Annotated in this window: 19 protein-coding genes; 12 read left to right on the plus strand and 7 right to left on the minus strand. The window is 36.7% G+C overall.

Annotated features, from left to right (window positions below; all coding sequences use genetic code 11):
• Positions 1-125 precede the first annotated feature (125 nt).
• Positions 126-3,155 (minus strand): phosphoenolpyruvate carboxylase, encoded by a 3,030-nt coding sequence (gene ppc / locus CYAN10605_RS12910; protein WP_015220391.1) that lies wholly within the window; start codon positions 3,153-3,155, stop codon positions 126-128.
• Between the two features lie 488 nt (positions 3,156-3,643).
• Between ppc and CYAN10605_RS12915 the strand changes: the two genes are divergently transcribed.
• The 6 genes from CYAN10605_RS12915 (at position 3,644) to pheT (ending at position 11,475) form a co-directional block, all read left to right on the plus strand.
• On the plus strand, positions 3,644-3,937 hold the full coding sequence (locus CYAN10605_RS12915) for a four helix bundle protein (protein WP_015220392.1): 294 nt from the start codon (positions 3,644-3,646) through the stop codon (positions 3,935-3,937).
• A 384-nt stretch (positions 3,938-4,321) separates the two neighbouring features.
• Entirely contained in the window at positions 4,322-5,821 is a 1,500-nt protein-coding gene (locus CYAN10605_RS12920) for a Ycf46 family AAA ATPase (protein WP_015220393.1), read from the plus strand.
• 287 nt (positions 5,822-6,108) lie between these two features.
• Positions 6,109-7,311 carry a response regulator gene (locus CYAN10605_RS12925; RefSeq protein ID WP_015220394.1) on the plus strand — a complete coding sequence of 401 codons (1,203 nt, stop codon included), beginning with the start codon at positions 6,109-6,111 and terminating at the stop codon, positions 7,309-7,311.
• Positions 7,312-7,452: 141 nt separating this feature from the next.
• Positions 7,453-7,812: a response regulator transcription factor gene (locus CYAN10605_RS12930; RefSeq protein WP_015220395.1), complete on the plus strand. Its 360-nt coding sequence runs from the start codon at positions 7,453-7,455 to the stop codon at positions 7,810-7,812.
• Positions 7,813-8,183: 371 nt separating this feature from the next.
• Positions 8,184-8,723, plus strand: coding sequence for a chemotaxis protein CheW (locus tag CYAN10605_RS12935; protein WP_015220396.1), 540 nt, complete (start codon positions 8,184-8,186; stop codon positions 8,721-8,723).
• 316 nt (positions 8,724-9,039) lie between these two features.
• The gene (gene pheT, locus CYAN10605_RS12940) at positions 9,040-11,475 is read left to right on the plus strand and encodes a phenylalanine--tRNA ligase subunit beta (RefSeq protein ID WP_015220397.1); all 2,436 of its coding nucleotides are present in this window, start codon (positions 9,040-9,042) and stop codon (positions 11,473-11,475) included.
• A gap of 120 nt (positions 11,476-11,595) precedes the next feature.
• Here the strand turns inward: pheT and CYAN10605_RS12945 are convergent, their stop codons facing one another.
• From CYAN10605_RS12945 to ppk1, 4 genes are all read right to left on the minus strand, one after another.
• Positions 11,596-12,288, minus strand: coding sequence for an ABC transporter ATP-binding protein (locus CYAN10605_RS12945; RefSeq protein ID WP_015220398.1), 693 nt, complete (start codon positions 12,286-12,288; stop codon positions 11,596-11,598).
• A 51-nt stretch (positions 12,289-12,339) separates the two neighbouring features.
• The gene (locus tag CYAN10605_RS12950) at positions 12,340-12,624 is read right to left on the minus strand and encodes a hypothetical protein (protein ID WP_015220399.1); all 285 of its coding nucleotides are present in this window, start codon (positions 12,622-12,624) and stop codon (positions 12,340-12,342) included.
• Positions 12,625-12,668: 44 nt separating this feature from the next.
• Positions 12,669-13,511 carry a hypothetical protein gene (locus tag CYAN10605_RS12955; RefSeq protein ID WP_015220400.1) on the minus strand — a complete coding sequence of 281 codons (843 nt, stop codon included), beginning with the start codon at positions 13,509-13,511 and terminating at the stop codon, positions 12,669-12,671.
• Between the two features lie 193 nt (positions 13,512-13,704).
• Complete coding sequence (gene ppk1, locus CYAN10605_RS12960; protein WP_015220401.1) at positions 13,705-15,876, minus strand: polyphosphate kinase 1; 2,172 nt, start codon at positions 15,874-15,876, stop codon at positions 13,705-13,707.
• Between the two features lie 429 nt (positions 15,877-16,305).
• On the opposite strand from ppk1, the gene sufB reads away from it, so the two are divergent.
• The 6 genes from sufB (at position 16,306) to CYAN10605_RS12990 (ending at position 23,196) form a co-directional block, all read left to right on the plus strand.
• Positions 16,306-17,745: a Fe-S cluster assembly protein SufB gene (gene sufB / locus CYAN10605_RS12965; RefSeq protein WP_015220402.1), complete on the plus strand. Its 1,440-nt coding sequence runs from the start codon at positions 16,306-16,308 to the stop codon at positions 17,743-17,745.
• Positions 17,746-18,046: 301 nt separating this feature from the next.
• Entirely contained in the window at positions 18,047-18,370 is a 324-nt protein-coding gene (trxA, locus tag CYAN10605_RS12970) for a thioredoxin (RefSeq protein ID WP_015220403.1), read from the plus strand.
• A 237-nt stretch (positions 18,371-18,607) separates the two neighbouring features.
• Positions 18,608-19,657: an LOG family protein gene (locus tag CYAN10605_RS12975; RefSeq protein WP_015220404.1), complete on the plus strand. Its 1,050-nt coding sequence runs from the start codon at positions 18,608-18,610 to the stop codon at positions 19,655-19,657.
• A gap of 392 nt (positions 19,658-20,049) precedes the next feature.
• The gene (locus tag CYAN10605_RS12980; RefSeq protein WP_015220405.1) at positions 20,050-20,613 is read left to right on the plus strand and encodes a peroxiredoxin; all 564 of its coding nucleotides are present in this window, start codon (positions 20,050-20,052) and stop codon (positions 20,611-20,613) included.
• A gap of 174 nt (positions 20,614-20,787) precedes the next feature.
• Positions 20,788-21,606 (plus strand): TlyA family RNA methyltransferase, encoded by an 819-nt coding sequence (locus tag CYAN10605_RS12985; RefSeq protein WP_015220406.1) that lies wholly within the window; start codon positions 20,788-20,790, stop codon positions 21,604-21,606.
• A 159-nt stretch (positions 21,607-21,765) separates the two neighbouring features.
• Positions 21,766-23,196, plus strand: coding sequence for a TldD/PmbA family protein (locus CYAN10605_RS12990; protein ID WP_015220407.1), 1,431 nt, complete (start codon positions 21,766-21,768; stop codon positions 23,194-23,196).
• Between the two features lie 258 nt (positions 23,197-23,454).
• On the opposite strand, the gene leuB is transcribed toward CYAN10605_RS12990, so the two are convergent.
• Positions 23,455-24,534, minus strand: coding sequence for a 3-isopropylmalate dehydrogenase (leuB, locus tag CYAN10605_RS12995; RefSeq protein WP_015220408.1), 1,080 nt, complete (start codon positions 24,532-24,534; stop codon positions 23,455-23,457).
• A gap of 323 nt (positions 24,535-24,857) precedes the next feature.
• Positions 24,858-26,081 carry a rod shape-determining protein RodA gene (gene rodA, locus CYAN10605_RS13000; RefSeq protein ID WP_015220409.1) on the minus strand — a complete coding sequence of 408 codons (1,224 nt, stop codon included), beginning with the start codon at positions 26,079-26,081 and terminating at the stop codon, positions 24,858-24,860.
• Between the last annotated feature and the right edge of the window lie 90 nt (positions 26,082-26,171).

The raw sequence follows: 26,171 nt of genomic DNA on the forward strand, positions 1-26,171 counted from the left end.
GTTCAGAGTTGGTTGGGGGCGAATGGCCATTCGCCCGTACAGGAGTTAAGATAAAAAAAATGTCCCGTAAGGGTTGAATATATTCAACCCCTACCACCTTAATACCCCAACACTGAATCCTCATATTAACCGGTGTTACGCATTCCTGCGGCGATACCGTTAATGGTTAACAATGCTCCCCGCAATAACTCCTCTTTGCTGTAACGGAAATGAATCAAACCTGCTTTGTTTTGATTGGCGTATTGTCTCAGGCGTTTTAATAACGATACTTGTAAAAAACCTAATGGTACAATCGTACCATTTCTCAATTGTACAGACCGTTGTAAATCGGGATCATTATCTAATAATCTGCCCTGTTCGTTGATTTTTAGCACCATTTCTCGACTTAAGTAGTATTCTTTCGCAATTTGGTTAAATACCTTTAAGAAACGCTCTTTATCTTCAGGTTTTGCTAATTCTTCGATATAGTGACTCGCCATTTGTAAATCAACCTTAGAAAGTGTCATCTCTACTTTAGAAATCACCATTTTGAAGAAAGGCCATTTAAGATAGAAATATCTTAATAATTTTAAGTTTTCTTCTGGTTCTTGATCTAAAAATTGCTGTAATGCTGTGCCGACACCATACCAAGCAGGAAGTAAGAAACGGCTTTGTGTCCAACTAAATACCCAAGGAATCGCTCTTAAGGATGATATATCTTTTTTGCCACTACTACGACGAGCGGGACGTGAACTTATTTGTAATTTACTGATTTCTTCAATGGGAGTAACAGATAAGAAGAAGTCGAGGAAGTCTGGTTGTTCGTAAATTAGTTGACGGTAAGCCTTACGGGAAGCAACGGAGATTTCTTCCATGATTTCATTCCAAGGCTCAATATCATCGAATCCACTGCCTAATAAACTAGCTTGAATAACCGCAGTGCTAATGGTTTCGAGGTTATACAGTGCTAATTCTGGTAAGGAGTATTTAGAGGCTAAAACTTCCCCTTGTTCGGTAATTTTTATTCTACCGTTAATGGTGGATGTAGGTTGTGCTAAAATAGCGGCGTAAGCGGGGCCTCCTCCTCTACCGACTGAACCACCTCTGCCATGAAAGATTTTAATGTTTAAGCCGTATTTATCGCCGATTCTTGCTAGATTTTTCTGAGCTTTGTGAATTTCCCAGTTACTACTCATAAATCCTGAGTCTTTGTTACTGTCGGAGTAACCTAGCATTATTTCTTGGAGATTTTTTGGCTCTAATTCCGGTAGATTGAGGAAAGAAGATGATTTGTCCACATTGTCATAACCACCCGCTAAACAAGCACGATAAAGGGGTAATTCAAATAATTCTGTCATTACTTCTGGTGCTCGTTTTAAGTCTTCTACGGTTTCAAATAGAGGCACGATGCGAATAGTTGTTACTCCCAAAATTGGATCATATAATCCTGCTTCTTTTGCTAGTAATAATACTTCTAATACATCACTGACATAGTTAGTCATGCTAATAATATAGGTATGACATATATCTAAGCCAAATTCTAATTGTAATCCTCTTAGAACTTTAAAAGTTTCGATCGTCTCTTTGGTATTATCAGAAAAAGTGACTTCACTGGGGATTAAGGGGCGACGGGTTTTTAATTCTTGGGTTAACCATGCGGTTTTTTCGTCTTCTGATAATTCATTGTAGGGTTTATCTAAAACTCCTAAATATTCGGCTATTTCATTTAATGCTTCTGAGTGACGGGAAGAATCTTGACGAAAATCTAAGGGAGTTAGATGGAAACCAAAAATTTCTACCTGACAAATTAAATGCTCTAATTCTTTGCAATTTAAGCCAGTATGTTCGAGATTAGCTTTAATTAGGTTTAAATCTGTTAAAAAATCGGCGGTAGTGGGATAAACATTATCATCTTTATGAGCTAGTTTAATCGACTTTCTTGTTTCGGGATTGGATAAGGCTTCATTTCTTGCTTTTGTATTTTCCAATTTTTGCTCAATATAGGCTAATTTCAAGCGATAAGGCTCTTGACGATAACGAACATAATATTTATCATAAACTTCTGGCATAAAGATGCGATCGCGCTCTAGGGAGTCTAACAACTCAGGTAAAACATTACTCCAATGGAGAGACAAACTGAGAATATCCCCCAACTGATTCACAGAGTCAATATACTTCTCTAACACCAAATTTCTCTGATAACAAGCGGTTGACCATGTTACCTCTGGGGTTACAAAAGGGTTTCCATCGCGATCGCCCCCCACCCATGAACCAAAATAGCAGAATTTGTGAGTAGGAGGTTGTAATTTAGGGAAAGTGTTATTCAAAGCCTGTTTTAATCGAACGAATAGCTCTGGAATGGTATTAAATAAAACTTCTTGGAAGTAGTGTAAAGCGTAATCAACTTCATCTAACACAGTGGGTTTAAACTGATGTAATTCATCTGTACGCCACCAAATGCGAATTTCATCTAACAGACATTGACGATAATTTTCTGCCTCCCAAGAGTTAGTTAATCCCATGGCTCGATAAGATTCTTCTGCTCTGTCCAGATGCTCTAAAATATAAGAAATACGTCTTTGTTTTTTACGAATAGTATGACGCACAATTTCTGTAGGGTGTGCAGTAAAAACTAAACTAATATCTAACTCATCCAATAACTTTTGAATTTTCTGGGGTGGCACATTCAAAGTTTTTAAATGGGGAAAAAGCCAGTGAAAAGTTCCACCACTGCTAGGATTGAGCTTAGGATGAAAATAACTATCCCCATCTATAGAAGAAGTCTTATTATTTACTGACGGTTTTTGGATAGCGTTAACCTGAGCCTCAGTGGTAGTGCGACGAATAAGTTTTTGTGTTCTTTGTTCGTAGTGCTGTTCAACAATATTAATTAACTGAAAATATAAAGCAAAAGCACGGGCGGCTTTAATGGCATCATCTAATTCTAATTCCTCAATCCATTTACTCACAGAAAAATTTTCAGTTTCGGTGGTTTGACCTTCTGGAGAACAAGCCGACTTTAATCTTTCTAACAAATCTATCAACTCTTGTCCACATTCATTAGCTAATACTGATTCCCATAAATTTTCAACTAATTTCAGTCGGTGGCGTAGTAATAATTCTGAACTCGAATATATACTCAAATCTTCTTGATAATTAGTAGTCACTGAAGTCATAATATTTTTTAGCTTAATCTCTACTTTAACTCTCGATGTTACTTACTGATTTAACCACAGAAAAGAAAATATCACTAACCTAAAATGATTCACAGCACACACAGGAGCAAGTTTTTCTCTAGTTTATTTCTTGTCTAGTTACGAACAACTTGCTCTTATTTTATTTTACTAATCTAACTTAGGTAGCAATTAATCATTATTAAATAATGAAGATATATTGGTCAAATGGTTATTTTCTCCCCGGTAATAGGAAAACTCACCAAATTTTATCTCATCATAGACATTTTTTATATAACCTTATTATCTTAGCTCTAATCCTTTACTCAAGACAGTTTTTTTCGATACATTTTAACTAAAAGGTCAAGGATAGGAACTCAGAGTATTAGGGTATTAGGAAGAAACTAATTAACTGACGTTACGCACTTATTGATGTGTTAAGTTAAGGGAGGTTTCAGGTTTCAGGTTTCAGGTTTCAGGAAATAATAAAAATGATTGAACTAAAAAGTTATCGAGATTTAACGGTTTGGCAAAAATCAATGGATTTGGTAGTAATATGTTATCAATTAACTTCTCTATTTCCCAAAACAGAAATTTATGGTTTAAGTAGTCAAATACAAAGAGCCGCAGTTTCAATTCCTGCCAACATCGCAGAAGGAAAAGGGAGAAATCATTTGGGTGATTATATTCGTCATCTTTCTATGGCAAATAGCTCACTCAAAGAATTAGAAACTCATTTGATGATTGTAGGACGATTAGGCTATCTTAACCTGAGTTCGGGATAAATTTTCATCTATGAATGATGGAGAAAAAAAGGCAAAAGGCAAGAGGCGAACCCCCCTTTATCCCCCCTCTCGAGGGGGGAGGGCAAAGGAAAAATTAAGAATTAGGAATTAAAAACCCCGAACACTCATTATTTGTTACTCATTACTTTCTCTCAACACCTGCTGTTCCTGCAACCTGAAACCTGAAACCTGACACCTGATACCTCAAAACAACAACTAATTATCTTTTTGCGTAACATCAGTAATTAATTATCTTTGCCCTTTGCCCTTTTAACTTGGCTCTTCATAAATTAGTAGTAAACTAGGCGTGGGACTTCTTTCGACATTAAGTTAAATTATCTTTAACTTCTATAGATATTGATCATACAAACATAAAAGATTATCATGAACCAATTTAATCAAGAATTTTCCCTCTTGTTAAGGGCTTGTTATCCCCTCATTTATATTCCCAGTCAGGAAGAAGAAAGAGTAGAAAAAGCGATCGCATCTGTGGCACAAAGTTTAGGTAATCGTCATACATATATTTGGGATTTTGTGGAAGGTTATCAAGATAATCCCAACAATGCTAATTTTGGCAGACGTAATCCATTACAAGCGTTAGAGTTTTTGGAGAAATTACCTTCTAACACAGGAGGAGTATTTATTTTGAGGGATTTTCACCGTTTTTTAGAAGATATTTCTATCTCTCGTAAATTGCGTAATTTAGCTCGTAGTCTCAAAGCTCAACCAAAAAATATCGTTATTATTGCCCCTGAAGTTAATCTGCCCACAGAATTAAGAGAAGTATTTACCATTGTCGAGTTTGCCTTACCCCAAGCCGAAGAAATCAAGAGTGAAATTCAACGACTTTTATCGGCTACCCGTCAAAATCTTAGTGAACAATTTTTAGGGGAGTTAGTTCGCTCTGCTCAGGGATTGTCCTTAGAACGTATTAGAAGGGTCATAACAAGGGCGATCGCACAAAATGGCAAATTAGAAGGGGAAGACGTAGAACTGATACTAGAGGAAAAAAAACAGTCCATACGGCAAACACAAATCCTTGACTACTACCCTACCAAAGAACAAATATCCGACATTGGCGGTTTAGACAACCTCAAAGAATGGCTATTGCGAAGAGGAGGGGCATTCAGTGAATCCGCCAGAGCTTACGGTTTACCTTATCCCAGAGGATTACTACTTGTGGGTATTCAAGGGACAGGAAAATCATTAACCGCAAAAGCGATCGCCCATCACTGGCATTTACCCCTCTTAAGACTGGACGTAGGAAGACTATTTAGTGGTTTAGTGGGAGAATCTGAATCCCGTACCCGACAAATGATACAAATAGCTGAAGCCTTATCCCCCTGCATTCTCTGGATTGACGAAATAGATAAAGGCTTTGCCGGGGCAGACGGTAAAGGGGATTCTGGCACAACTTCAAGAGTATTTGGTACATTTATCACTTGGTTAGCAGAAAAACAAAGCCCTGTTTTTGTGGTTGCCACTGCCAATAATATTCAAACCCTTCCACCTGAAATACTGAGAAAAGGGCGTTTTGATGAAGTCTTTTTCGTTGGGCTACCCTCCCAAGCAGAAAGAGAAGCTATTTTTACAGTACATTTAAACAGACTACGCCCCCATAACCTGCAAACCTACGATATTAAACGCCTTGCTTACGAAACTCCAGAATTTTCAGGGGCAGAAATCGAACAAACTATCATAGAAGCAATGCACATTGGCTTCAGTGAAAACCGAGACTTCACCACCGAAGATATATTAAGTGCCGCTAGTCAAATTATACCTTTAGCCCGTACTGCAAAAGAACAGATCGAATTTTTACAAAATTGGGCAACTTCGGGAAAAGCCCGTTTAGCTTCTCGCAGTCAATCTATATTAGGAAAGTGAAGGCAAAGAGCAAAGTAAAAAGAGCAAGGGGCAAACCCCTCTGTGTCTCCCCTTAAAATAAAACCCAATACCCTGCATCCTAAAACCTGAAACCTGAAACCTGAAACCTCTTTCCTAACTCCGAACTCTTTTCTCCCCAATCCCAAAACTCCGATTATTGAAATTTAGTTTCTCTATGCTAAATCAAGCTAGGATATTATCATAGGTAAATAAAGTTGATTGTTTATTTTTAATTATTCTTAAAGCTATCATCGATCAATATATTAAAGTATAAATAATAAGAGTAAATGAATTCTAACGAAAACGCTTCTAATCCAATACCGTTTAAAGAGTTTACTGGTGTCAAACAAACGGGTTTTTTTGAGAATTTAAAACAGCCTCGTTTTAGTGGTCAACTTCTGCTCACAGGACCTAATCACAGTAAATGGGTATTTTATCTCTATTTAGGAAGATTAGTTTATGCCACAGGGGGAAATCATCCCGTCAGAAGGTGGCGTCGTAATTTAGTCGCCCATTTACCCAATATCCCCTCTCACATGGCAGCAATTCAAGCAGATGTGGATAGTTTGGATTTAACAGGGGAAAATAATTGTTGGGAATATGAACTATTATGTTTTTGGGTAGAGCAACAGAAAATCACTCTCGAACAAGCGGCGAAAATGATTCGTCAAAATATTGTTGAGGTTTTGTTTGATGTTACCCAAGCTATGCAAGTAACTTGTCAGCTAAAACCCGATAAAAACTTGCCTTTTTCTACTCGTTTAGTATTAATTGATGCAGAACAATTAATTGCAGAAGCTCAAAAATTATGGCAGGCATGGCAAGGGGCGAAAATTGCCGATCGCTCTCCCGATATGGCTCCAATCATCGCACAACCTCAGGAGTTGCAACAGCAAACGAATCCGCAAATTTATCAAACTCTCAGTCAACTTTTGGATGGACAACAGACTCTGAGAGATTTGTCAGTAAGAATGAAAAGAGATGTTGTTACAGTGACTCGCTCTCTTTTACCGTATATCCAAAGGGGATTAGTTAGACTAATTGAAATCAATGATATAGAACCGCCTAAATTACCTCAAAAAAATGATTCTGACAGTGGTATTCTCAACAATCAGAAAATAACTGTCGCCTGTGTTGACGATAGTCCCTTGATTTGTCAAACCATGGAAAAAATTATCACTGAAGCTGGTTACAACTTTGTTGGTATTAATGATGCTTTAAGAGCGATCGCAGTTTTACTATCAAAAAAACCAGATATTATCTTTCTTGATTTGATTATGCCAAATGCCAATGGTTATGAAATTTGTAGCCAACTGCGCAAACTAACTTTTTTCAAGCATACCCCAATTGTTATCCTCACAGGAAACGACGGTATTGTCGATAGAGTAAGAGCGAAGATGGTTGGCTCATCAGACTTTTTAGGTAAACCCATTGATCCTACTTTGGTTTTAGAAACTATCCGTAAACACTTAAAAATCGGGGTTGCTTAAGTTATTCTTACTTAATCATTGTTTTATGAGGTAGTAAGAATGAATTTCGCAAAAATGACGTTAGGTATTGTTATATCATTATTATTATTATTTAATTATTAAGCAGTATCCAAATAACAAACATATAGAGGTAATAAAAATATGGGAAACGCATTAATTGTTGACGATTCTTCCACTGAAAGAAAAATTTTAACAGGTTATTTACAAGAATTGGGTATTAGTGTTACAACTGCCGAAAGTGGAGAAGAAGCCCTCGAAAAAATCAAAGGTAATACCCCAGACCTCGTCGTTTTAGATGTAGTCTTGCCGGGGAAAAGTGGTTTTGAAGTATGTCGAGAAATAAAATCAGGTACAAACACGGGTAAAATACCAATCATTATGTGTTCTACAAAAGGTAGTGAAATGGACAAATTTTGGGGAATGAAGCAAGGTGCAGATGCTTATATTCCTAAACCAGTGGATAAAGAAGAATTCCTCAGTGCTGTCAAAAAACTGATTTAGTTGATCAAATTTGCAAAAAATTAGACATCTCCAATGAGTTAATTTTCAATACTATTTAGGTAAAAATTATATTGGCAAAGGTCATAATCTGATGTTACAACAATTATTTTTTATTCTTTCTTTCTTGTCAAACTAAAGTTATGTCCTTGAAGATTATAGTTATTGACTCATCTATGATGACAAATCCCCATTACATAAAAATATTTGGGGTAGGAGTTGTCTATATTGATTTTATTTGAGTTGTATCACTTTTGGGGGTAAAAATTTTAAAGTGAAAATGGAGAAATAATAGTTGTTATAAATTTTTTTGTTATTGTTCGATATATCACGATTTAATACAATATTTTTTTAGATTCGACACGTAAAATACCATGAGTGAATCTCCTTTATCTGTTGCAAAGCCTTCTAGTCAAAATACAACTGTCTTTCAACAACGGTTTCTGAAATTTGTCTTATTACCAGACACTAACTTGATGATTTCTTTGTCAGAAATTGCCGCAGTGCTAAAAATACCTTTAGGACAAATTATTCCGATTCCTGAAATGCCGTCATGGGTGATAGGAGTATATAATTGGCGGGGGCAAATTATTTGGATGGTAGATTTGGGACAATTATTAGGTTTTACTCCTTGGTATCAACAATCAGTGATTGCCTCCAATCATAAAGCAGTTGTTATTCATCCTAGTAATCAAAATTTAAGAAATAGTGCTTCTGGTGATTTAATTGGTTTAATTGTGAGTGATGTGAATGATATTGAATTGTGTGACACAAGCGATATCCACTCCCCTCCTGCTTCAGCTGTCACTCCTGAATTAGCACCATTTTTAAGAGGTTATTGGATCAAAAATAATGGTGAAATTGTTGTGACAGTCGATGCAGATGCTATTTTTGCGGCTATGCCGAAGGAGTAAAATATGGGGATTTCGACAATTCAAAGGGTAAAGGGCAAAAATGAATAATTAAGAATTAAGAATTAAGAATTAAGAATTAAAAACTCCGAACACTTATTACTTTCTTCTAAAACCTGCAACCTGACACCTGACACCTAACCCTATCCGATATTCTTAAACTGAACTAAGGTTATTTAAATAGATTAAGTCATCAGGCAATAAAAATAAATCCTTAGCTTATTCAAATGATTGAGAAAAAATCCTTGTTTACTCACGTTCGAAATTCATTGATAATAGAAGATTAGCTCATCTATATATAGTAATTTGATATTAAAGAATGCGTATCTCTTTCAACTGGTTAAAAGAATTAGTTAATATTTCCATTACCCCTGAAGAATTAGGCAAAATCCTTACCATTGCTGGTTTTGAAGTGGAAGACACCGAAGATAGGAGAAGTTGGGCGGATGGAGTTGTTGTCGGAAAAGTAATAAAATGCGATCGCCATCCTAATGCTGATAAACTTAGTTTATGTCAAGTGGATATAGGAGAAGAAACCCCTTCCCAAATCGTTTGCGGTGCACCCAATGTGAGACAAGATATATTTGTACCCGTTGCCACCCTCGGTACTTATTTGCCCAATGTGGATATAAAAATCAAACCTGCTAAACTTAGGGGAGTAGAAAGTAAGGGCATGATTTGCTCCTTAGCAGAATTAGGCTTGGCAAAGGAAAGCGAAGGAATTAAAATCTTAGAGGGAGATTTGCAAGTAGGGCAGGATATTCGACCCATTTTAGGCTTAGATGACGTTATTTTAGACATTACCGCCACTGCTAACCGTGCCGATGCTTTAAGTATGGTGGGAGTTGCCAGAGAAGTTGCGGCTTTGACAGGAGGAGAATTAACCTTACCTGCCATTAATGGAGACATTAACCCCAATCAGCAGGGAGGATTGACAGCAATCAAAATTGATGAGCCTTCTGCTTGTACGGCTTATATTGGTACAATGATTGAAAATGTGAAAATCGCCCCTTCTCCTCAATGGTTGCAATGGCGTTTAGAAGCGGGAGGAGTACGCCCCATCAATAATGTTGTGGATGTTACTAACTATATCTTATTAGAATGGGGGCAACCTTTACACGCTTTTGACAGGGAAAAACTCTACCATATTGCCAACTCTCAAGAATTAACTATTGGGGTGCGTTTTGCTAACGATAAGGAAACTTTAACTACTTTAGATGGGCAAAAACGTGATTTACAAGCCCAAAATTTAGTTATTACTGCCAATAATCACCCTGTTGCTTTAGCAGGAGTTATGGGGGGTGAAGATAGCGAAGTAGATGATAACACCCAGAATATTATTTTAGAGGCGGCTTTGTTTGAGCCTGTGCCTATTCGTCGTAGTGGTAAATGTCAGGGGATTCGCACTGAGTCTTCTACCCGTTATGAAAGGGGTGTTAATCAGGTGGAGTTAGAAAAAGCCTTGAATCGTGCGGTTTCTCTCATTACCGAATTAGCAGGAGGCACAGTTTCCACTCAAATTGTCGCTGATAATCGTAGTAGCAGTTTCCAAAATACCATAGAATTAAGGTGCGATCGCATCTATCAAGTGTTAGGGAAAGTCAAACAAGAAGAAAAGCTCATTGATGTACCAAAAGAAGATATTGTAAGAATTTTAGAGGATTTAGGCTGTAAACTGGAAGTAAAAAGCGAATCTCCCCTAATCTGGCTTGTCACAGTCCCTCCTTACCGTTATCGTGACTTAGAAAGAGAAATTGACTTAATTGAAGAAGTCGCTCGTTTATACGGTTATGATCATTTTACCGATACTTTGCCCACTCAATCAGAAGTCGGTTATATTCCCACAAACTTGCAAATTCAACGGAAAATTCGCTCTAGTTTACAAGGGTTAGGCTTAACAGAATTAATGCAATACTCCCTTGTTAGTGCCAATCAAGCCCAAATAAAAATCGCTAATCCCCTTTTCAGTGAATATTCTGCCTTGCGTAGCAATCTCATCGATGGTTTAATCAACGCCTTTGAATACAATCAAGCTCAAGGAAACGGCTATTTAAAAGGTTTTGAAATTGGACGAATTTTTTGGCTCGAAAATGAAAACAAAGCCGAAGGAGACGCACTAGGAGGCATTATAGGCGGTGATCTATATACCGATGGTATTTGGACAAGAAGTGGTAAACCTCAACCCATGACTTGGTATGAAGCCAAGGGCATCTTAGAAAGTCTATTCAAGGCTTTAAAAGCACCCATTACCTATAAAGCAGAATCAAACGATAATCGCCTCCATCCCGGACGTACTGCAGGTTTATGGTTAAATAAAACTAGAATCGGCGTTTTTGGGCAACTTCACCCCCAGTTATGTCAAGAAAGGGATTTACCTAACTCTGTTTATGTGTTTGAATTACAATTAGAGCCATTAATCACCTTTTTAGACCAAAAATATTTACAAACCCCCATTTTCAAAGCCTATTCTACTTATCCCTCTGTAGAACGTGACTTAGCTTTCTTTGCTTCCACTGATTTAACCGTCGCAGACATCGTTAATGCGATGCGTAAAGCGGGGGGTAAAACCCTTGTGGATGTTAAATTATTTGATGAGTATAAGGGAGCAAATGTAGAGGAAGGAAAACGCAGTCTTGCTTTTAGTCTAGTATATCGATCGCCCGATGGTACATTAAAAGATAGTGATGTTGACCCTATCCATAATAAAATTCGGGATGCGTTGACTAAACAATTTGCTGTTACTTTGCGTAGTTAAAGTTGGGGAAGAGGTTTGACGGTTGCAGGTGTCAGGTGGTAGGGGCTGAATATATTCAACCCTTATGGGGATGGGTTCGTGTTAATTAAAAACTTTTGCCCTTTACCCTTTGATTGCGAATTAACTGATAATTTTTCCATCAGCAAAGTGAATAATTCTTTTGGTTTCTTCTGCAACATCTTTTTCATGAGTCACTAAGATGATGGTAATTTTTTCCTCATTGAGTTGGCGAAAAATACTCATAACCTCTTTTGTTGTTTCTGAATCCAAAGCCCCGGTCGGTTCATCTGCTAATAAAATTAATGGATTATTTACTATAGCACGTGCGATCGCAACTCTTTGCTGTTGTCCCCCAGATAACTGATTAGGCTTATTATTAATCCTTGCTTCTAAACCAACTTTAATTAATGCTTCCGTTGCCTTTTTTTTCCTTTCTGATTCAGAAATTCCTGCATATATCATTGGTAACATGACATTTTCAAGGGCGCTTAATTGGGGTAAAAGGTGAAACTGTTGAAAAACAAACCCAATTTGTTCATTGCGAATATGAGCTAATTCTTTTCGGGATAAATCCGCCACATTTTTACCATTAAGATAATAATTACCTGCAGTGGGGCGATCGAGACATCCTAAAATATTCATCATCGTGGACTTTCCCGAACCAGAAGAACCCATAATCGCACAATATTCCCCTGATTCTATCTTGAGATTGATAGCGGATAAGGCATTAACTTGAATATCACCGCTACCATAAATTTTATAAATGTTATCTAGTTTAATCAAAGGTTGAGGAGTTGAAATAGATGAGTTCATTGTCTGTCACTAAAATTTTAGGATTTTGTCAAATATCCCCATAAATCTCATTTATAAAGCATCATCATCCACAGTTTCCCACTTACCGTATTTATTTTCATAATAAGCTAAGATGCTATTCACCTGAGTTTCAATCTCTAATTGATCAGGATAACTAACACTTAAACCTCCTACCTGACTTTGTAAATAATCAAAATCCTTTGCCTTTTGAGGTAGTAATTGGGTGCTAACTCCTTCCACTTGTCTTAAATGGGCGGCGACTTCTCGATAAACCGCCAAAGGTAAACGATGACAACTAAGATTTTTTTGTTTTTGATTAGTGATAGTTTGAGACAATGTAGTTATTTCCTCCCTATTAGCAATAATAAATAATCATCATATTATCCTTGTGATTCTACAGGATCTTGTTGGACTCCGACAATTTCTTTGGTAACCTGTTGCCCATACTGTTCCAAAACCACAATACCATTAGAATCATTAATATTCTGATAAACAATTTGATTATTATCCCTTAAGGCAATAGTTTGAGGATATGTAAAACGAATATCTTTAACTCGAATCATTACCCCAGAATCTTGACTTGACAAAGTATCTCCCACTCGGACACTACGAGTCATATTGTCCCAAGGAGTTGTCACAAAAGCAATATTCTGTCCTTGTAGATCTGCAATTCCTGAAATAACAATACTCTCAGCCTCTTTTGGTTCAGGTGGAGCGTATGGAATAACATTTCCTTCTGCATCAAATTTCTGATCACTAATCGGCGTTCCATCCTTACTCAAAGTAGGATTTTGCGAGTTTCTACCACTGGCAGTATTAGAGTTTCCAGCATTATTTACCCCTTCTGAAACATTAGACACTGGCTCACGCAAAATAGCTTTAGCAACTGCGGAGGGGGGAACAGGTTGACTAGCAGACACTTTAACTACCGCCGGAGGGCGAATAGAACCAAATGGATCACCTCTTCCCTGACTTATTTGGTTAAGTCTCTCTTTAGGATTAGTTGAAGGAATAAGAGCATTAGGAACACTATTGGTACTGCCCATATTTTCTTCTATAACCGTCTCTTCAGGATTTTCTTGTTGGTTTTCTCCGTCAGGAGTTGGTTGTTGAGGGGGAGTCGGAGTAATATTAGCTTGATTGTCACTTCCTCCACCACCAAATACACCACAACCTGACAATAATAAAAGACTTAATATTATCAATGGTGATAGTTTTTTCATTATTTTGAGAATATTTTTTCTTTGATCTTAACATTCAAAATTATAATTCCCTATTGAGTTAATGGAAAAGTAAATTCCTCATTCTTTATTACAATTTATTACCTTTGCCCCTTACCTTTTGCCCTCCCCCCTCGAGAGGGGGGATAAAGGGGGGTTTGCCCTTTACTCTATTCTCAATCTCCACAGAGAAAAACTAAATCATCGTACTGCTATTCAGAGCCATATTCATTAAGACTTCATGAGTATTCAACTCCTTCTCTCCTTCTTTTGCTTCTCTTCTGATATATGTTCCATCGCTTTGCAATTCCCATGATTGACGATTGTCTGCTAACATAATGCCCAAAATTTCTTGTAATTGTTTCATTAAATCAGGATCTTCAATGGGTGTTACTGCCTCGACTCGACGAGAAAGATTACGACTCATCCAATCAGCACTACCGATATAAATTTCTTCTTGTCCGTTATTTTGAAAATAAAAAATTCGTGAGTGTTCCAGAAAACGCCCCACAATACTAATAACCTTAATATTTTCACTCACCCCTTCCACTCCGGGACGTAAAGAACAAATACCCCTGATAATTAAGTCTATTTTTACCCCTGCCTGAGATGCACGATATAAAGCACGGATAATCTGCACATCTACCAAAGAATTCATTTTTGCTACTATTCTACCAGTACCATTATTTCGACAGTGTTCCGCTTCCCTTTCAATCATTTCAATCATGCGATCGCGCATTGTTACTGGGGCAACTAATAACTTACGGAAAGATTGCTGTTTAGAGTAACCCGTTAAAAAATTAAATAAATCGGTTAAATCTGCCCCTAAATCTTCTCGGCAACTAATTAAACCCACATCGGTGTAAAGTTTAGCGGTTTTAGGATTATAATTTCCTGTGCCAATATGCACATAACGACGAATTTTATCTTTTTCTTTTCTGACAACTAAAACAATTTTAGTATGAGTTTTCAAACCCACGATACCATAAACAACGTGTACCCCTGCTTTTTCTAGTTTTCTCGCCCAAATAATATTATTTTCCTCATCAAAACGGGCTTTCAACTCCACCAAAGCCACCACCTGTTTACCATTCTCCGCCGCATCAATTAAGGCTTTAATAATAGGAGAATCTCCCGAAGTACGATAAAGCGTCATTTTAATTGCCATGACATCTGGATCATGAGCCGCTTGAGTAATAAACTGTTGTACAGTAGCAGAAAAAGAATGATAAGGATGATGTACCAATAAATCAGATTTACGAATCATTGCAAAAAACTCATCACTTACATTATCATCACTTTCATTAGCCCTAGCCATCTCCAAAGTTTGAAACTGATCAAAAGGAGGGGGTACAATACCATTCCAAGGAACATCTTTTAATTGTGGCAAAGGTAAGCCCATAAAAGCAAATAAATCATTCAACCCCAATAAACCATCTATTTCATAAATATCCATTTCCTCCAAACCTAGACCCTGCATCAACATTTGTTTAATATTTTCTGGCATAGTAGGATGAATTTCTAATCTTACCGCCGAACCCGCAAAATGTCGTTTTCTCAACTCTTGTTTAATAGCTAAAAGTAAATCATCAGCTTCATCCTCTTGCACCCCTAAATCAGCATCACGGGTTAAACGAAAATTATGACATTCTTGAACATCCATACCGGGGAATAACGTCTCTAAATGATGGGCAATCACTTGCTCTAAAGGCACACCTACCCAAAGAGGATCATCATCAAGATTACTCACTTGGCACAATTCAGGGGGAAAAGTTACAAAACGAGGAAGAGTTTTAGGAACTTTGACCCTAGCGAATAATTCAGCCCCACTGTCGGGATTTTTGACCAAAACAGCCAAATTAAGGCTTAAATTCGACATATGAGGGAAAGGGTGACTAGGATCAACCGCTAAAGGTGTTAAAACGGGAAAAATATTCGTATCAAAATAGTTGTTTAAGTATTTTCTCTGTTCTTGATTTAAGTCCACAAAGTTGATGAGATATACTTTATGGTTAGTTAATTCTTGCTTGAGATTGTTTTCAAAATTTTCTACTTGTTGCTTAACTAATGGACGTAAACGCTTATTAATATCTTGAATTTGTTGTAGTGGGGTTCTACCATCAGGGGTTAACTTAGTCACTTCTGCTTCTACTTGTCTTTTTAGTGCCGCCACCCTAACCATAAAAAATTCATCTAAATTAGAACTAAAAATTGCAGTAAATTTCAGCCTTTCTAGCAACAAAGTTCTTTCACTTAGGGCTTCTTGTAATACTCGATAATTAAACTCTAACCAACTTAATTCTCTATTAAAATAATACTGATGTTCTTCAATGTTAACTACTTGCTCTTTAATTTGCTCAGTTTTCATAACTATTTTTAATAATATGATGATCAAATGATGTACTTTTGCCTCTCATTATCTTATCTTGAGGGGCTTAACTATCACGTTATGATTAGGTTAATAAGCAATTTAGGCAAACGGCAAACCCCCCTTTCTCCCCTCTCGAGAGGGGGGAGGGCAATGGTAAATAGTTGATAATTAAGAATTAAAAACCCACAACTCCTGTACGGGCGAATGGCCATTCGCCCCTAACTAACTCCTAACTCATTACTTTCTTCTAAAACCTGAAACCTGAAACCCGACACCTTATCTCCCTCTCCCCCCATCCCCTAAACACCCTGAAAACTTATTGTTTTGCAAAGCAGGTTAAAATGGCTTACAATCGACTTAAACAACAAAAATGTTGTTAAACTAAAAAATCAAGAAGATATATTTTAATAATTAATTAACTTAAATATGAGCGCTACTGTAAAAAACCTAGTTAATCAGCCCTATAAATACGGATTTATCACGGATATTGAATCAGATACGATCGCAAAAGGCTTAAATGAAGATGTAATTAGATTAATCTCCGCTAAAAAAAATGAGCCTGAATTTATGCTTGAATTTCGCCTCAAAGCCTATCGTCAATGGTTACAGATGAATGAACCAAAATGGGCTCATGTAGGCTATCCCGCTATCGACTACCAAAACATTATCTACTATTGCGCTCCTAAACAGCAAAAGAAAAAATTAAATAGCTTAGATGAAGTTGATCCCACTTTGCTTGAAACCTTTGAAAAATTAGGGATTCCCCTTTCTGAACAAAAAAGATTAAGTAACGTAGCTGTTGATGCTATTTTTGATAGTGTTTCTATTGCCACTACTTTTAAAGAAAAATTGGCAGAAGTTGGAGTTATTTTCTGTTCTATCTCTGAAGCCCTCCACGAACATCCTGAATTAGTTCAAAAATATTTAGGTACTGTTGTTCCTACTGCTGATAATTATTTTGCCGCTCTCAATTCCGCAGTATTTAGTGATGGTTCTTTTGTGTTCATTCCTAAAGGGGTTAAATGTCCCATGGAATTATCAACTTATTTCCGCATTAATAACGGAGAAACAGGACAATTTGAACGCACTCTCATTGTGGCGGAAGAAGGGGCTTCTGTGAGCTATTTAGAAGGTTGCACTGCTCCTATGTATGATAGTAATCAACTTCATGCGGCGGTGGTGGAATTAGTTGCCTTAGATAACGCTGAGATTAAATATTCTACGGTGCAAAATTGGTTTGCTGGAGATGAAAACGGTAAGGGTGGTATTTATAACTTTGTGACTAAACGAGGTTTGTGTAAAGGGGTAAATTCAAAAATTTCTTGGACACAAGTGGAAACTGGTTCAGCAATAACATGGAAATATCCTAGTTGTGTTTTAGTGGGTGATAATTCCGTAGGGGAGTTTTATTCTATTGCTCTGACAAATAATATGCAACAGGCGGATACAGGTACAAAAATGGTGCATATTGGCAAAAATACCCGCAGTACAATTATTTCTAAGGGAATTTCGGCTGGTAAATCCAAAAATAGCTATCGTGGTTTGGTGAAAATGGGTAATAAAGCCACTGGTGCAAGAAATTACTCTCAATGCGATTCTATGTTAATTGGTGACAATGCAGAGGCTAATACTTTCCCTTATATTCAAGTGGATAACAATACCGCTAAATTGGAGCATGAGGCTTCTACTTCTAAGATTGGAGAGGATCAATTATTCTATTTTGCCCAAAGAGGTATTTCTGAGGAGGATGCCATTTCTATGTTGGTAAGTGGATTCTGTAAAGACGTATTAAATGAGTTACCCATGGAGTTTGCGGCGGAGGCTGATAAGTTACTCAGTCTTAAGTTAGAAGGTAGTGTTGGTTAGATGTGATGTTAAGATTTATTGCTTTTGAGGGAATTAAGAAGAAATTTTGCGTCTGAAGCCTCGATCGCATCTTAAATTGTTTTAGAATAGAGATGGCGGAGACAAAGTTTCCGTTCACTCCTCACACCATAAACCGCTCTTATTTTTAGGGGCGGATTTTTTTGATTATGATTTGAATTATGAATCAAGTAGGTAATGTAAACTTCTAGTAATAATTATCTGCAAGAGTCCTAATATTTGCTATGGTAAAATCTGATAGTATTTAAAATGCAAAAAACTTTAGTTTAAGGAAATAAGTGCAATGTCAGAGGTGACAGAAGTTAAAGAAGCGGATTTTAAAGAAGTTGTTTTAGATAGTGAATTGCCTGTCTTAGTTGACTTTTGGGCTCCTTGGTGTGGACCTTGTCGTATGGTTGCACCGGTGGTAGAGGAAATAGCTCAACAATATGAAGGTAAGGTGAAAGTTGTTAAATTAAACACCGACGAAAATCCTCAAATTGCTAGTCAATACGGAATTCGTAGCATTCCCACTTTGATGGTCTTTAAAGATGGTGAAAAAAAAGATATGGTAGTAGGTGCAGTGCCTAAAACTACTTTGTCTAACACCCTTGAAAAGCATCTTTAAGCAATTATTTGATAGCAACTTCTCCCACGTTGATTATTTCTGCGTGGGACTGTTTTGTAAAAGTAGTAATTAGTAAATAGTGAATAGTAAATTAATGAATAGTTGATAGTTAATAATATTACCCCGAACTCATTGCTTATTAGCTCTCCTATATTTTCTACTCTAGGTTAAAATTTTCTCCTCTATGATTCATTTTTCAATTTTTCTCTGCATTATCAATTTAAAAGAAATTATATAATGTCTTTAGTTAATTCTCCATCATTAGCAACAATTAAAAATTTAGTCAAAAACTTACCTAATACCAAAAAAAGTAAATGGTTAAAAAAGAGTTTTAAAACTTTGATTAGAATTGTTGAAAAAAAAGAACTCGATCGCCTCGAATGGAAAATATTAACGGGAACATTAAAAGATTTAGAAAGAGGATTTCGGACTTTTTCAGATTACAAAAATAGAAGAAAAATAACCGTATTTGGTTCTGCTAGAACACCTGTGGATAGCCCTGAATATTTACTGGCTAAAGACTTTTCTCATGCTATTTCTCAGTTAGGTTTTATGGTTTTAACTGGGGCAGGGGGAGGAATTATGGAAGCCGGAAACGAAGGAGCTTCGTCAAATAATTCTTTCGGTTTAAATATTAAATTACCCTTTGAACAAACAGCCAATAAATTTATTTTTAATGATCCGAAATTAATTAATTTTAAATACTTTTTTACCCGCAAATTATTCTTCTTAAAAGAAAGTGATGCGATCGCACTTTTCCCCGGAGGATTTGGCACTCAAGACGAAGCATTTGAAACCATAACCCTTTGCCAAACGGGAAGACAACCTTTAATACCATTAGTTTTAATCGATAAACCAGGTGGTAAATATTGGCATAATTGGCATAATTACTTGGTAGAAAATCTTTTAGCTAGGGGATATATTCAAGAAGATGACATAAAAATATATCAAATAACAGATAATGTAGAATCTGCCTGTGAAATTATTACCAATTTTTATCGAGTATATCATTCTAGTCGCTATATAGAAGACTTATTCGTAATTAGATTAAATTACGACTTAACAGATGCCCAACTTCAGGGATTAAATGATAGTTTTGCTGATGTTTTATCCAGAGGTAAAATAGAAAGAAGAAGACCAACAAAATCAGAAAAAGATAGCCTAAATTTACCTCAAATAGCCTTTCATTTACAAGCAAAAAAATTTAGTCGTCTTTATCAAATGATTCAGTTAATTAATACATTTTCCTGTGAAGAATCTCCTTATTGTCTTCCTCAATATCGATAACAATGGCTCTATAACCTTGAGTATGTAAATTATTGGTGAGGGTAGGTGTCAGGTTGCAGGTTGCAGCTTGCAGGTGTCAGGTTTAGGGGAGTAATGAGTAATGAGTAACGAGTAATTATCAACTATTCACTATTCACTGTTCACTATTCACCTTTGCCCATTGCCCTTTTAACTTTTTCTCTTGGCTTTAATTTATCATAACCACACTCTGAAGAACCTAAACTTTTAGTTTTTATTCTACTATAAATACTATTCAATAAAGGTTATAGAAGTCCTGTTTCTCTTAATTTATGATAACCACAGTAGAAGAACCAAAAAAATTAGAATCAAGAAATAGTTAAAATTGCCAAAATTAGAGTAGTATAGCAGTGCTAAATCATTCGTTATAAATTATGTTCAAACATTTATTACGCAATATTCTTGTCTTTAGTTTTATTTTCATTGCTTCCTTTAATTTTATGCCTTCTGCTATGGCATTAGGAGGAATACAACCTTCCCTTAACGAATCAGCACCAGATTTTACTCTGCCGACAAACTTAGGAGACGGAGAAGTTTCTTTGCACGATTATCGAGGAAAATGGGTGGTGTTATATTTTTATCCCCAAGACTTCACCCCCGGTTGTACTTTAGAAGCAAAAAGATTTCAACAGGATTTACAGAAATATCATGACTTGAATGCAGAGATTGTCGGAGTTAGCGTCGATGATGTTAATTCCCATCAAAATTTCTGTGATGAAGAAGGATTAAAATTTCCCCTTTTAGCTGACACGGAAGGTAAAGTTAGTAAGGCTTATGGTTCATGGTTAAGTGGTCGATCGCTCCGTCATACCTATATTATAAATCCTGAAGGTATTTTGGTAGCAAAATTTCTAGGGGTACGTCCTGCAATACATTCTCAAGAAGTATTATCAGAGTTAAATAAATTAACCTCAGTTCAGTTTAAGAATATCCGATAAGGTTAGGTGTCAGGTGGTAGGGGTTGAATATATTCAACCCTTACGGTGTTAGAGAGTTAGGAGTTATTAATTATTCACTATTCATCTTTGCCCTCTCCCCTTAAAAGGGGAAATACAGAGGGGTTTGCCTCTTGCCTTTTGCCCTTTTTAAAGATAAACAAGGAGAAATAAATCTTGCCAAAAAATAAAGAAAGAATAGATATTCTATTAACAGAAAAACAATTATGTGACACAAGAACAACTGCTCAGAAACTAATTAGAGCAGGTAAAGTAAGAGTTAAGGGACAAATAGTTGATAAACCCGGGACTTTGGTGTCTTTAGATAGCATTATAGAGGTAGAATCAGAACCTCCTTTCGTTTCCAGAGGGGGAGAAAAACTGATAAAAGCGATCGCATCTTTTAAAATAGAAGTAAAAGGTAGAATCTGCCTAGATGGAGGAATTTCCACGGGGGGATTTACCGATTGTTTATTACAACAAGGGGCAAAAAAAGTCTATGGTGTAGATGTAGGTTATGGGCAAGTGGCATGGAAAATAAGACAGGATGAAAGACTTACTCTCCTAGAAAGAACTAATTTTCGTCATCTAACTCCAGAAAAACTTTATCAAGGAGAAACCCCAGCCGACTTAGGAGTAATGGATTTGTCTTTTATTTCTTTAACCAAAGTTTTAGCAAAATTATGGGAATTACTAATAACTCCCAGAGATGTTATTTTGTTGGTAAAACCTCAATTTGAAGTCGGCAAAGAAAAAGTTGGTAAGAATGGAGTGGTAAGAGACTATCGTTTACAAGCAGAAGCTATCAATCAAGTTTTACGCCATGCCCTAGAAATCGGATGGCAATATCAAAATTTAACCTATTCTCCTATTACAGGTCCGGCTGGTAATATAGAATATTTACTATGGCTTTCGGAAGATATTAATAATGTAAATCCTACTTTAGAGCAAATAGAACAATTAACGAAATCTAGTCAAAAAGAAATTAAAAATTAGATAATTATAAGTTTAAGAGCTATTTTGATGTTGCTAACTTGAAACATGAAATACATACAAAAATAAAAAATAAATTCATCTATCCAATATCCAATATTCTTAAGCCGAACTGAGTTTATATATGATAGGTAAAGTTCATTAATAATTGATTATAAATAAATGTTAGATCTTGAAAAAACCCTTGAGAATCTTGATATTAATGCAGACTGGATCGGATTAAGACAAGTTTACGAAACCACTACTCATCGTATTTTCCGAGACGGCAAACCCCAAAGTAACGGCAGGAAAATAAATCATGGAGTAATGGTGGAAGTAATGGTTAATGGACAAATAGGCTATTGTGCGACTAATCATTTGAATCAATCTGCAATTCAACAGGCGGCAGAAATTGCTCAACAACAAGCTGAAAAAGCGAGTAAATGGAGTATTTTTAAATTTAATACGGATATTAGACCTCCCGCAAAGGGAAGTTATCAATCCCCTATTACTGAATCTGCTAATTTAGTTCATCCCCAAGAGTTAAATGATTTATTAGTCCAAATTTGTCATCGCCTTCGGGTGTCGGATAAAGTGGTTAAAGCTACGGCTATGGCAGGAATTAGTGATATTTCCTCTCATTTTGTTAGTAGTAATGGGGCGAATATTCAACAGCAATTTTCCCTTGTGGAAACTGATTATGCTGCGATCGCACAAGATGGTAATATTATTCAGAAAAGAAGTGATAACGGAATGTTAGCTAGATGTTATCAAGCAGGAAAGGACGTTTTTAACCCTGAAATTACCCTCAATCGTGTGCAACAAATAGGAGAAGAAGCGGTAGAGTTAGTTTTTGCCCAAGACTGTCCGAACATGACTACTACCCTTGTTTTAGCACCAGATCAAATGATGTTGCAAATCCATGAAAGTGTAGGTCATCCTTTGGAAATTGATCGCATTTTGGGAGATGAACGTAATTACGCTGGAAGTAGCTTTGTCAAATTGTCAGATTTTGGTACTCTTGCCTATGGTTCGCCCTTGATGAATATTACCTTTGATCCTACTGTTAAAGGGGAATTTGCCAGTTATGGTTACGATGATGCAGGGCTAAAAGCAGAAAAACAATACTTAATTAAAGACGGTATCTTACTTAGGGGATTAGGTAGCCTTGAAAGTCAGCAGAGGTCAAATATTCAAGGAGTGGCTAATTTTCGCTCTTCCTCTTGGAATCGTCCTTCCATTGATCGCATGGCTAATTTAAACTTAGAATCAGGTAATAGTAGTTTCCATGAGATTATTAGTGCGATCGAATTTGGAGTTTATATGAAATCTAACCGCTCATGGTCTATTGATGACTACCGCAACAAATTTCAATTCGGTTGTGAATATGCCCAATTAATCGAAAACGGTAAAATTACTAAAACCCTGAGAAACCCCAACTATCGAGGAGTAACCCAACATTTCTGGCACAATCTCATTTATGTAGGGAATGAATCCACCAGAGAATTTTATGGAACTCCCTACTGTGGCAAGGGAGAGCCAAATCAAGCCATTAGGGTTGGCCATGCCTCTCCCGTATGTGCTTTTAAAGATATTCAAGTATTTGGTTGTTAGGGTTTCGGAAAGAGGTTTCAGGTTTCAGGTTTCAGGTTGCAGGTTTCAAATACATGAACAGTATTTTGTATTTACGAAATAAATAGCCAGACATATTATCTCAAAATGTTGATAATCCAATAGTTTTGCCTATTATTTGAACCATTGAGTAAATGGAGATAATGATAAATATTAGTGGATACAAAACCTAACATCTAATACCTGCTACCTTCTACCTATAAGGTTTTTAGAGTTATTGTCCCCCCTTCAGAAATAAAACTATAAAACCTTGAGTAAGGCTTCTCCCATACCTTGACAACCTACCGCCTGACAACCTTCAGACATAATATCTCCCGTGCGGTAGCCCAAATCTAAAACTTTTAAGACAGCTTGTTCAATTTTATCCGCCGCCAATGGTTCATTTAAACCATAACGAAGCATCATAGCCGCACTTAAAACTTGCGCCAGAGGGTTAGCTTTATCCTGTCCTGCAATATCAGGGGCTGAACCGTGTACGGGTTCAAATAAACCGGGGCGATCGCTTCCTAAACTTGCTGATGGTAACATACCAATACTACCAGTTAGCATGGCCGCCGCATCAGAGAGAATATCCCCAAATAAATTACCTGTAACAATAGTGTCAAATTGCTTGGGATTGCGAACTAACTGCATTGCCGCATTGTCCACATACATATGAGTTAATTCTACGTCAGGATATTGACTAGCCATAGCATTGAGGCGATCGCGCCATAGTTGAGAAACATCTAGTACATTGGCTTTATCCACAGAACATAATTTCCCTTTTCGTTTTTGGGCAGTTTCAAAAGCCACTTTAGCGATGCGATCAATTTCTGATACAGTATAAGCCATAGTGTTGATCCCTCGTTTCTCCCCCGTTTCCGAGGTAAAAATTCCCTTGGGTTGACCAAAATAAATACCACCTGTCAACTCACGCACTACCATTATATCAACACCTTCGACTACTTCTTTTTTCAAACTAGAAGCATCAATTAATTGAGGTAAGATAGTCGCAGGACGCAAATTAGCAAATAATCCTAAAGCCGCTCTAATACCTAATAACCCTGTTTCAGGACGTTTTTCCCTCGGTAAATTGTCCCATTTATAACCCCCAATAGCCGCCAATAAAACCGCATCACTCTGACGACATTTTTCAATAGTTTCAGTTGGTAAAGGAGTATCCGTTGCATCGATTGCCGCCCCTCCAATCAAAGCCTCTTGAAATGAAAATTCTAAATCACATTGTTGAGCAATTACTTTTAAAACATCAACGGTGACTGCCATAATTTCAGGGCCAATGCCATCACCGGGTAACAAAGTAATAGAATATTTATTCGTCATTATCAATAAAAGTTTAGTATAGACCAATTTTCTATCATACTCTTAAGCTGTTATTTTCTAAAGTCTGAATGTTTCTAGTTAACCTTAACTCAGTTTAAAAATATCGAGTAAAGGTAGGTGTCAGGTTTGAGGTTTCAGGTTGCAGGTGTCATGGTGTTTAGGAGATAGGGAGATGATGGGATGAGGGGAGAGGGGGAAACCAGTAATAAATAATAAATAAGTAATAAGTGTTCGGAGTTTTTAATTCTTAATTCTTAATTCTTAATTCTTGATTCTTCCTTTGCCCCCTTAGAATCACTATAGTGAATAGTGAAAAATATTGATTAACGGAAAGATGTATTTTTCTTGGGAATATTAGCCGCGATCGCTTCTACGATACCAAAAGCGATAAAATTACTAAGTAGGGATGAACGTCCATAACTAAGTAAAGGTAAAGGAATTCCTGTGATGGGTGCTAATCCGATAGTCATACCGATATTGATAATGGTTTGAAAGGCAATCATTCCTAAAACTCCAATGGCGATTAAAGAGCCGAAATCGTCTCTTGCCCTATTGGCGATGATTACTAATCGCAAACAAATAAACCAATAAACTATTAAAGTTGCGATCGCACCGACAAAGCCTAATTGATCACCAATAGCACTAAAAATAAAGTCTGTATGTTGTTCAGGGACAAAATTAAGATGAGTTTGAGTACCCTCAAATAAACCATTCCCCCAAAGCTCTCCAGAGCCAATCGCAATGCGAGATTGAATTAAATGGTATCCCCCCCCTAACGGATCTTTTTCAGGGTCTAAAAATAAAGTTAAACGGTCTTTCTGGTAAGGTTTGAGCAAGTCCCATAAAATATGCCCTAAAATTCCAGCCATGTAATTTACTGTCAGGGTAATTAATGCCCAAATAGCCCCTCTAGGTAAAGTAAACCAAGCAATGATAATCATAACCACCGTAAAAATTAACCATGCTGGGAGAAATAAATTGAATAGGAAAGCAGACACCAGAGGAGAAAGAATCAATAAAATCCAACCTAAATTAGCGTTAGCCCAATAAAGCATTGTGAAAGTAATCGCCCCAAATACTAACCCTGTCCCTAAGTCTGGTTGTGCCATAATTAATAACCAAGGTAACGCAACCGTTGATGCAATGGGAAATAAACGGGATACCCTTGAAGCATCACGAAAATGCAATAGAGCCGCTAGGGTAATTATTAAACCAATTTTGGCAAATTCTGAGGGCTGAAAATTAAAGCTACCAATATAAATCCAACTTTGCGCCCCATTAATAGTAGTACCAAAAAAAATTACAGCCACTAATAATAAGTTTGTGAAACCATAGGTAAACCAATGAAATTTTAGTAGTAATTCATAGGGAAAATAAGATAGCCCAAGTAAAATAGCACTTCCAATCACCACCATAATTAATTGTTGTTGCCAATCCGAACCCTGTTTATATAATTGGGTGGTATAAATGATTAAGCTACCAAAACCACTAATGCCTACCACAAGGGTAATCAAAAACCAATCAAGACTTCTGTTTGTATGATTCATAAAAATAGCTTCTTTCCTATTTGACTAGGTTATATTATTATCGAACATTATCCCCTCTCACCTTATCCCCTCACCAAAATACTTTTTCGG

Source organism: Cyanobacterium aponinum PCC 10605 (assembly GCF_000317675.1).
Lineage (GTDB): Bacteria > Cyanobacteriota > Cyanobacteriia > Cyanobacteriales > Cyanobacteriaceae > PCC-10605.